This window comes from Kushneria indalinina DSM 14324 (genome assembly GCF_003385845.1).
Classification (GTDB): Bacteria; Pseudomonadota; Gammaproteobacteria; order Pseudomonadales; family Halomonadaceae; genus Kushneria; species Kushneria indalinina.
Genome location: NZ_QRDJ01000007.1, coordinates 266,330 through 275,280 on the forward strand (window position 1 = coordinate 266,330; position 8,951 = coordinate 275,280).

At 63.0% G+C, this 8,951-nt stretch carries 6 protein-coding genes; 5 read left to right on the top strand and 1 reads right to left on the bottom strand.

The features are described 5' to 3' along the window. Nucleotides 1-121 precede the first annotated feature (121 nt). The 5 genes from speA to nhaC all read left to right on the top strand — a co-directional run bounded on the left by speA (nucleotide 122) and on the right by nhaC (nucleotide 8,520). On the top strand, nucleotides 122-2,059 hold the full coding sequence (speA, locus tag C8D72_RS07790) for a biosynthetic arginine decarboxylase (RefSeq protein ID WP_115853850.1): 1,938 nt from the start codon (nucleotides 122-124) through the stop codon (nucleotides 2,057-2,059). A gap of 455 nt (nucleotides 2,060-2,514) precedes the next feature. After that, the gene (gene pcsA, locus C8D72_RS07795; protein WP_115853851.1) at nucleotides 2,515-3,264 is read left to right on the top strand and encodes a phosphatidylcholine synthase; all 750 of its coding nucleotides are present in this window, start codon (nucleotides 2,515-2,517) and stop codon (nucleotides 3,262-3,264) included. A 476-nt stretch (nucleotides 3,265-3,740) separates the two neighbouring features. Further along, nucleotides 3,741-5,312, top strand: a complete 1,572-nt coding sequence (locus C8D72_RS07800) for a Re/Si-specific NAD(P)(+) transhydrogenase subunit alpha (protein WP_115853852.1) — start codon at nucleotides 3,741-3,743, stop codon at nucleotides 5,310-5,312. Nucleotides 5,313-5,328: 16 nt separating this feature from the next. Further along, a complete protein-coding gene (locus C8D72_RS07805) occupies nucleotides 5,329-6,771 on the top strand; it encodes an NAD(P)(+) transhydrogenase (Re/Si-specific) subunit beta (protein ID WP_115853853.1) in 1,443 nt (480 codons plus the stop codon). A 186-nt stretch (nucleotides 6,772-6,957) separates the two neighbouring features. Then, entirely contained in the window at nucleotides 6,958-8,520 is a 1,563-nt protein-coding gene (nhaC, locus tag C8D72_RS07810) for a Na+/H+ antiporter NhaC (RefSeq protein WP_115853854.1), read from the top strand. A 77-nt stretch (nucleotides 8,521-8,597) separates the two neighbouring features. Here the strand turns inward: nhaC and C8D72_RS07815 are convergent. Beyond that, the coding region (locus C8D72_RS07815; protein WP_115853855.1) for an SDR family NAD(P)-dependent oxidoreductase at nucleotides 8,598-8,951 on the bottom strand (354 nt) is incomplete at its 5' end.

Consider the following 8,951-nt stretch of genomic DNA (forward strand, 5'->3'; position numbering starts at 1 on the left):
GGCTGGTCAAAGGCGCTAGAATGCGCGCCGGGCAGCACGGACTGCCTCTCTTGTGTATGACGACCCTGTTTTGACGACTTTCAGAATGTCGTTTGCGGCCAATTCTGACCGGAGCCTGCCCATGTCCAACTCTTCATCCGTATCCGACCAGGTCCATGCCCAGTCGGAGGCCCGCCGCACCTACAATATCGATCAGTGGGGCAGCGGCTATTTTGACGTCAACCATCAGGGGCAGGCCGTGGTGCGCCCCTTCGGCGATGCCGACAGTCAGGACGGCCCGGCCCTGCCGCTGAAGGGGCTGGTCGAGAAGCTGCAGGGTGCCGGTCTGCGCCTGCCCATGCTGGTGCGCTTTACCGATATCCTGCATGACCGCGTCGAGCAGCTGTGTCAGGCCTTTGATCGCGCCATCGACGAGCTGGATTATCAGGGTCGCTACACGGCCGTGTACCCCATCAAGGTCAATCAGCAGCGCCGCGTGGTCGAGGAGCTGCTGGCCACGCCCGAGCGCGGCCGCGGGCGTGTGGGGCTGGAAGCCGGCAGCAAGCCGGAGCTGCTGGCGGTGCTGGCGCTCTCCTCGGAGACCACCTCCACCATCGTCTGCAACGGCTACAAGGACCGCGAATACGTTCGCCTGGCGCTGATGGGTGAAAAGCTCGGCCATCGCGTCTTTCTGGTGGTGGAAAAGCAGGCCGAGCTCGAGTTGATTCTGGAAGAGGGCGACAACCTCGGCGTCATGCCCCGCATCGGCGTGCGCGCGCGGCTCTCCTCGGTGGGCAAGGGCAACTGGGAGAGCACCGGCGGCGACAAGTCCAAGTTCGGCCTGACCGCGCGCCAGATCCAGCACGTGGTGGATCACCTGCGCGAGCACGATCGCCTTGAGTCACTGCAGCTGGTGCATTTCCACCTGGGCTCGCAGATCGCCAACATCCGCGACATCCAGCGCGGGCTGCGCGAATGCACCCAGTTCTACAAGAGCCTGCGCGATGTCGGCGCGCCGGTCGCCGTGGTGGACGTCGGCGGCGGTCTGGGCGTGGACTATGAAGGCACCCGCTCGCGCAGCTACTGCTCGACCAACTACTCGATGGCCGAGTACGCCAACAACGTGGTCGGCGCCTTCTCCCAGCTGTGCCAGAGCATGGACATCCCGCACCCGGACATTATCTCCGAGTCCGGTCGTGCCCTCACCGCCCATCACGCGGTGCTGATCACCAACGTGATCGATGAGGAGCGCCACGAAGTGGCCCTGCCCGAGCGCGGCAACCACGAGGGCGACACCCATCTGGACGTGCTGTGGCAGACCTATGACTGGCTGGCCGAACCGGCCGAGCCGCGTCTTCTGGTCGAGTACTATCACGATCTGTATCAGGCGATGATCGATATTCAGGACCGCTTCGTGCTGGGCAGCGCCACACTCGGCGTGCGCGCCGAGGGCGAGGCGCTCTACACGGCCGCCTGCAAGCGTCTGCGCGCCAAGCTTGACCGCCGCAACCGCGCCCATCGCGAGATCCTTGATGAGCTGGACGAAAAGCTCGCCGACAAGCTGTTCGTCAACTTCTCGCTGTTTCAGTCGCTGCCGGACGTCTGGGGCATCGATCAGATTTTCCCGGTGCTGCCACTGTCGAATCTGGATCAGCCGCCGACGCGGCGCGGCGTGATTCAGGACATCACCTGCGACAGCGACGGGCGTATCGAGCGCTATGTCGACGGCCAGGGGGTGGAAAGCACGCTGCCCCTGCCGGAGTGGAAATCCGGTGACGACAAGCTGCTGGGGCTTTTCCTGGTCGGTGCCTATCAGGAGATTCTGGGCGATCTGCACAACCTCTTTGGTGATACCGACTCCATCGATGTCAGCCTGGATGACAGCGGTAACTGGAAGCTGGGTGACCCGATCGTCGGCGACAGCGTCGCCAACGTGTTGCGCTACGTGAACTTTGATCCTGACCGCCTCAAGGGCCGTTTCCAGCGCCAGCTGCTGCGCAGCGACGTCTCCGGCCGCGAGCGCGAGATGTTTCTCGAAGAGCTCGAAGCCGGGCTTGAAGGCTATACCTATCTGGAGTAATCGGGCCTGAAACAGTCTCTCGGGCGCTGCCTGATAATCCTTTGCACTGCCCGCACCACGCCCGGGCAGTGCACTCGCCATCCACACCGCTGATCCCGCAAGGCCCCTGGCGCCGTTGATCATCCCGGTGCCTGCGACCGCATGTTATGTCGAGCGCCGCAGGCACCGGCCGAAATCGGGATCGGTAAGCACCTGCAGATGGCGCGCCCCACCTAACGACCGGCAGCACACGCACTGACGCCCCTGCCCGATCGGTATATCGTCTATCATTGTCTGTAATGCAATGAAAGGCGTGCCCTCGCGCTGTCCTGCAAGAGCTACCAACATGTGAGGCATCGCGGCGGACGGCCACACCGCGATGGTCACCCGTAAATCCATACCGGGTTATTGCGACGCTCAGACGCTGCTCGATACAGCCAACACAACGGGAACGGCACGTTCCCCATGGGGCCAGGATGGCACAATCGCTTTTTTCGCACACATCCTCAAGCGCTTCTCCCTGCAAGGCATGGAGCGTTCACATTCTTACCGCCAGTGGCGTGCTGTTCGGCACGATGGCCCTGCTAGCGCTGATCGACGAACGCCCCGTTGCCTGTCTGCTCTGGCTGGGCACGGCGATGATGATCGATAGCGTCGATGGCACCCTGGCGCGCAAGTACGATGTCAAGGCCACCCTGCCGCAAATAGACGGCGCCACCCTCGACATGGTCATCGACTACCTCACCTGGGCCTTTATCCCTGCGCTTTTCATCTACTCCTTTATCGAGCTGCCGCCGTATCTCTCGCTGATGTCGGTGTTCATCATCGTGCTGTCATCGATGTTCTGCTTTTGCAACGTCAATCTGAAAAGCCGGGACAACTACTTCGTCGGTTTTCCCGCCGCCTGGAACATCGCTGCCGCCTATTTCTATATCCTCGATCTGCCGCCTTTTGTCGTCTTTGCCGCCATTGTGGTGCTTGCCGCGCTGACCGTAACGCGGATGAAGTTTCTCCATCCGTTTCGGGTGCGCTTTCTGATGCCGCTGAACATCGCGGTCACCCTGGTCTGGTGTGTCTGCACCACCTTGCTGCTGCTGTCGAGCGCTGGGCATGCCACCTGGGCGCTGTGGGGGCTCGGCCTGACCTCGCTGTACTTTGCAGGTATGTGCCTGTGGCGCACGGCGCAGGAGTGGCTTGCCTCGCCACGGCGAAACGCTTCGGCATAAGGGTCAGCGCCGCGGCATCCAGGGCCGCGAGCGCGAGATGTTTCTCGAAGAGCTCGAAGCCCGGCTTGAAGGCTGCATTTGCCTGGAGTAAACGCACCGCTCGTGTTTGCTGCCCCGCCCGTCCGGATATTGATGTCCGGGCGGGCCCCGCCCTACCGCCGTTCTTTCCATTCAGCACTCTTCCAGGCCTGTGCCGTTCTGCCCCCTGGACGCGGCGGATGTCGGCTTGACCCGGCCTTCTGTGCCGTCAACGCCTCATTCCTGCCGTGGAAACGACGTCGATTGTTCACTCGACGACCCGCCCTTCGTTGATTAACCAAAGGTCGAACGGCTTTTCCAAAAGCGGCGTGAGAGCCTACCGGGTTTGAGCAGGGGAGCGGCCATTGCGGCGCGCTCTGCTTGTCTGGGGCCGGGCTGTCAACAAGTGCCGACAACAAGGCAAACGGCCCGTCTTTCATCATCAGGGGAGAACACGCGTGAAGATAGGCGCACCAAGGGAGAGTGCTCGGGGTGAGGCGCGGGTCGCGCTGACCCCCGAGAGCGCGAAGCAGCTGCAAAAGCTGGGGCATGAGTGTCTGGTGGAAACCGGCGCGGGAGCCGAGGCAGGCTTTAACGATGACACCTATCGCGAGGCCGGCGTCACCGTGGTGGACAGCGCCGCCGCGCTCTGGCGTGACGCCGAGGTGGTCATCAAGGTTCGCGAACCCAATGACGAGGAAGCCGAACGCCTGCGTAACGGTCAGACCCTGATCGCGTTTTTCTGGCCGGCCCAGAACGAGGCAATGCTGGAAAAATGCCGCGCCACGGGTGCCACGGTCATCGCCATGGACATGGTGCCGCGTATCTCGCGAGCGCAAAAAATGGACGCCCTGTCGTCGATGGCCAACATCGCCGGCTATCGCGCGGTCATCGAGGCCGGCAACAACTTCGGCCGCTTCTTTACCGGCCAGGTCACCGCCGCAGGCAAGGTGCCGCCGGCGAAGGTGCTGGTGATCGGCGCCGGCGTGGCCGGTCTTGCCGCCATCGGCACCGCTACCAGTCTCGGTGCGGTCGTGCGCGCCTTTGACGTGCGCCCGGAAGTCTCCGAACAGATCGAATCCATGGGCGCCGAGTTCTTGTTTCTTGACTTCGACAACGCCCAGGACGGCTCGGAAAGCGGCGGCTACGCCTCGCCGTCGAGCCCCGAGTTTCGCGAAAAGCAGCTCGAGTGCTTTCGCGAGCAGGCAAGTGATGTGGACATCGTCATCACCACCGCGCTGATCCCCGGCCGACCGGCGCCCAAACTGTGGCTCGAGGACATGGTCGCCTTGATGAAGCCCGGCTCGGTGGTGATTGATCTGGCGGCCGAAAAGGGTGGCAATTGCGACCTGACCCGCGCCGATGAGCGCGTGGTCAGTGACAACGGCGTGGTGGTGGTCGGCTATACCGATTATCCCTCGCGCATGGCGACCCAGGCCTCGCTTTTGTACGCCACCAACATCCGTCACATGCTCACCGATTTAACGCCCGACAAGGACGGCGTCATCCAGCACAACATGGAAGACGACGTGATCCGCGGGGCGACGGTCACTCATCAGAGCGAGATCACCTTCCCGCCGCCGCCGCCCAAAACAAGGGCGATCGGTGCGGCCAAACCGAAGCCGAAGGAGAAGGAAGCCACCCCGGAGGAAAAACGCGCTTCCGAGACCGCCGCGTTCAAGTCGCAGACCAAACGCCAGGTCACCCTGCTGGCCGTGGGCGGCGCGCTGATGCTGCTGTTGGGTCAGGTGGCGCCGGCCTCGTTCATGCAGCACTTCATTGTCTTTGTGCTGGCATGTTTTATCGGCTTTCAGGTGATCTGGAAGGTCAGCCACTCGCTGCATACGCCACTGATGGCGGTCACCAATGCCATCTCCGGCATCATCATCCTGGGGGCGGTGCTGCAGATCGGCTCCGGCAGCGTGATCGTGAGCATTCTGGCGGCGATTTCGGTTCTGATCGCGACCATCAATATCGTGGGTGGCTTTCTGGTGACACGCCGGATGCTCGCCATGTTCCAAAAATCCTGAGCGGCCGGGAAATACCATGTTGAGTCAAGGGTTCGTATCCGCCGCGGCCATCGCGGCAAGTGTTCTGTTTATTCTGTCACTGGGCGGTCTGAGCAATCAGGAGAAAGCCAAGCGCGCCGTCTGGTACGGCATTATCGGCATGGCGGTGGCGGTCTTTTTCACCGCTTTAGGCCCCGGTATCGGCGGCTACTGGCTGATGATCCCGATGATCATCATCGGCGCCGTGATCGGTACCCGGCTGGCGCGTCGGGTCGAGATGACCGAGATGCCCCAGCTGGTGGCGGCACTGCACAGCTTTGTGGGCCTGGCGGCCGTGTTCGTGGCCTGGAGCGCCGATCTGGAGCGTCGCCGGGTACTGGCCGAACGGGCCGCCGACGGCATGATGCAGGAGTTCTCCGCCTTTGCCGCGCTGGTGGCGACCAAGGCGCCGGACGAGCTGATGTTTCTGCAGGTCGAAGTGGTGCTGGGAATTTTCATCGGTGCGGTGACGTTTACCGGCTCCGTGATTGCCTTTGGCAAGCTGGCCGGCAAGGTGGACGGCAAGCCGCGCCAGCTGCCCGGCGGCCATCTGCTCAATGCCGGCGCGGCGGTGCTCTCGCTGGCGCTTGCCATTCTCTATCTCAATGGCGCCGGCTTCTGGACGCTGCTGCTGCTGGCACTTCTGGCCTTTTTCATCGGCTATCACCTGATCATGGGCATCGGCGGCGCCGACATGCCGGTGGTGGTATCGATGCTCAACAGCTACTCCGGCTGGGCGGCGGCGGCCATCGGCTTTACGCTGTCCAATGACCTTTTGATCGTGACCGGCGCGCTGGTGGGCTCCTCCGGGGCGATTCTCTCCTACATCATGTGCAAGGCGATGAACCGTAACTTCGTCAACGTCATCCTGGGCGGCTTCGGCGGCACGCAGGGGCCGGCAGCAGAGATCGAGGGCGAGCAGATATCGATCGATGCCAATGGCGTGGCGAGCGCCCTCAATGACGCCGAAAGTGTGATCATCGTGCCGGGCTATGGCATGGCGGTGGCCCAGGCGCAGAGCGCAGTGAGCGATCTGGTGCGCAAGCTGCGTGATGCCGGCAAGGAGGTGCGCTTTGGCATCCATCCGGTCGCCGGTCGTCTGCCCGGCCACATGAACGTACTACTGGCAGAGGCCCGCGTGCCCTACGATATCGTGCTGGAGATGGACGAGATCAACGACGACTTCGCCACCACCGACGTGGTGATCGTCATCGGCTCCAACGACATCGTCAATCCGGCCGCTCAGGAAGACCCGAACAGCCCCATCGCCGGCATGCCGGTACTCAAGGTGTGGGAGGCCAAACAGGTCTTTATCTGCAAGCGCGGCCAGGGCACCGGCTACTCGGGGATCGAAAACCCGCTGTTTTTCAAGGACAACAGCCGGATGTACTACGGCGACGCGCGTGAGAGCATCAACGCACTGCTGCCGATGATGGAGTAACGCCCCATCGACTGCCTCGTCAGGGCTGTCGCGCCTGTGGATCCTGCACGGGCCGGCCCCGGATGACGCCTGAGCGCGGACAAACGGTCGCGATTCTGGAATAATCCGCGCCCATTACGACAACAGCACCCCGTCGAGCCCTCGACAGGGTGCTGTTTTTTATGGGTTGCAGCAGCGAGACAGACAATGGCTTTCCTTTTCCGACACGAGGGCGACGCTACCACGCCCCGTGCCCCCGGCATGCTGGACGCACTTTTCCCCATCGTCGCCGTTATCATCATGCTGGCGCTGAGCGTGACGCTGTTTGGCGCCGACGCCTCCAGCGGCCCGACCCAGATTGCGCTCATCATGGGCGCCATGCTGGCCGCGGTCGTGGGGCTGAAAAACGGCCACCGATGGGCGGCCATCGAAGAAGGCATCAACCACGGCATTCACCTGTCACTGGGCGCGATTTTGATTCTGCTCTCGGTCGGCGCGATGATCGGCACCTGGACGCTGGGTGGCGTGGTACCGACCATGATCCACTACGGCCTCGAGATTCTCTCGCCCCGCTACTTCTATGCCACCGCCTGTCTTTTGTGCGCGCTGGTGTCGGTCTCGGTAGGCAGCTCCTGGACGGTGGCCGGCACCATCGGCATCGGACTGATCGGCATTGCCAACGGGCTGGGGCTATCCACGGCGATCACCGCCGGTGCGATCATCTCCGGCGGCTACTTCGGCGACAAGATGTCGCCGCTGTCCGACACCACCAATCTGGCGCCGGCTTCGGCCGAGGCGGAGCTTTTTGCCCACATCCGCCACATGCTCTGGACCACCACGCCGAGTCTGATCCTGGCGCTGATTCTCTTTTTGCTGCTGGGTCTGGGCGGCCCCGACCAGGCGGCCACACCCGAGCGCATCACCGACATCCAGCAGATCCTGAGCGATCACTTCACCATCAGCGCCTGGCTGTTGCTGCCGCTGCTGGCGCTGCTGGTGATGGCGTGGAAGCAGATGCCGGCGTTTCCGACCATTTTCATCGGCGCCCTGCTGGGCGTGGTGTTTGCGCTGATCTTTCAGCGCGAGGCGGTGGTGGGCCTGGCCGACACACCCTCGCTGGGTTATGCCATGGCGCTTTTAAAGGGCAGCTGGATTGCGCTTTATGACGGCTACAGCGCCCACACCGGCAACGAGGCGATCGATGCGCTTTTAACCAACGGCGGCATGGCGAGCATGTTGACCACGGTCTGGCTGATTTTATCGGCCATGACCTTTGGCGGGGTCATCGAGCGCCTGGGGCTACTGGAGCGCGCCGTCAGCGGGCTGCTGCGCGTGGCGCGCAGCACCTCATCACTGATTCTCTCGACGCTGGCCACCGGCCTTGCCACCAACGTGGTCACCGGCGATCAGTATCTTTCCGTGGTGCTGCCCGGGCGCATCTACAAGGCTGAGTTTCAGCGCCGCCGGCTCAAGCCGGTCAATTTGTCGCGGGCGCTGGAAGATTCCGGCACGATCACTTCACCGCTGATTCCGTGGAACAGCTGTGGCGCCTACATGGCGGCAACCCTGGGCGTGGCGACGCTGAGCTATGCGCCCTTTGCCTTTTTCAACCTGATCAATTTGGGCATTGCCATCCTCTACGCGCTGATCGGCTTTCGCGTCACGCGCATGAGCGACGATGAGGCGCCCGCTCGCGAGGACGCGCTGCCCACGCTCTCGGACGGCCAGATCATCGATGACCGCTACGAGCCTGCTTCCAGCCGCCCCTGAAGCTCTTTCGAGACACGCGTGCGACAACAACAACGCCGGCCCAGGGGCCGGCGTTGTTGTTACACAATCGAAAGCGCTTACTCGTCGCGATCCACGGCCATGCCGGCCCAGACCTGGCGCACGGGCTGGATCTCGAGGAAGTTGATGTTGAGATGCGCCGGGAGCGTGGCGACGTAAAACATCTGCTCGGCGATGTCCTCGGCCGACATCGGCGTGGTGTTGCCGTAAAGCTGATCGGAGGCGGCCTGATCACCTTTGGTACGCACCAGGGTGAACTCGGTCTCGGCCATGCCGGGGGCGATATCGGTGACGCGCACGCCGGTGCCGTGCAGGTCACAGCGCAGGTTGTAGCTGAACTGCTCGACAAACGCCTTGGTCGCTCCGTACACGTGGCTGCCCTTGTAGGGCCACTTGCCGGCGGTGGAGCCGAT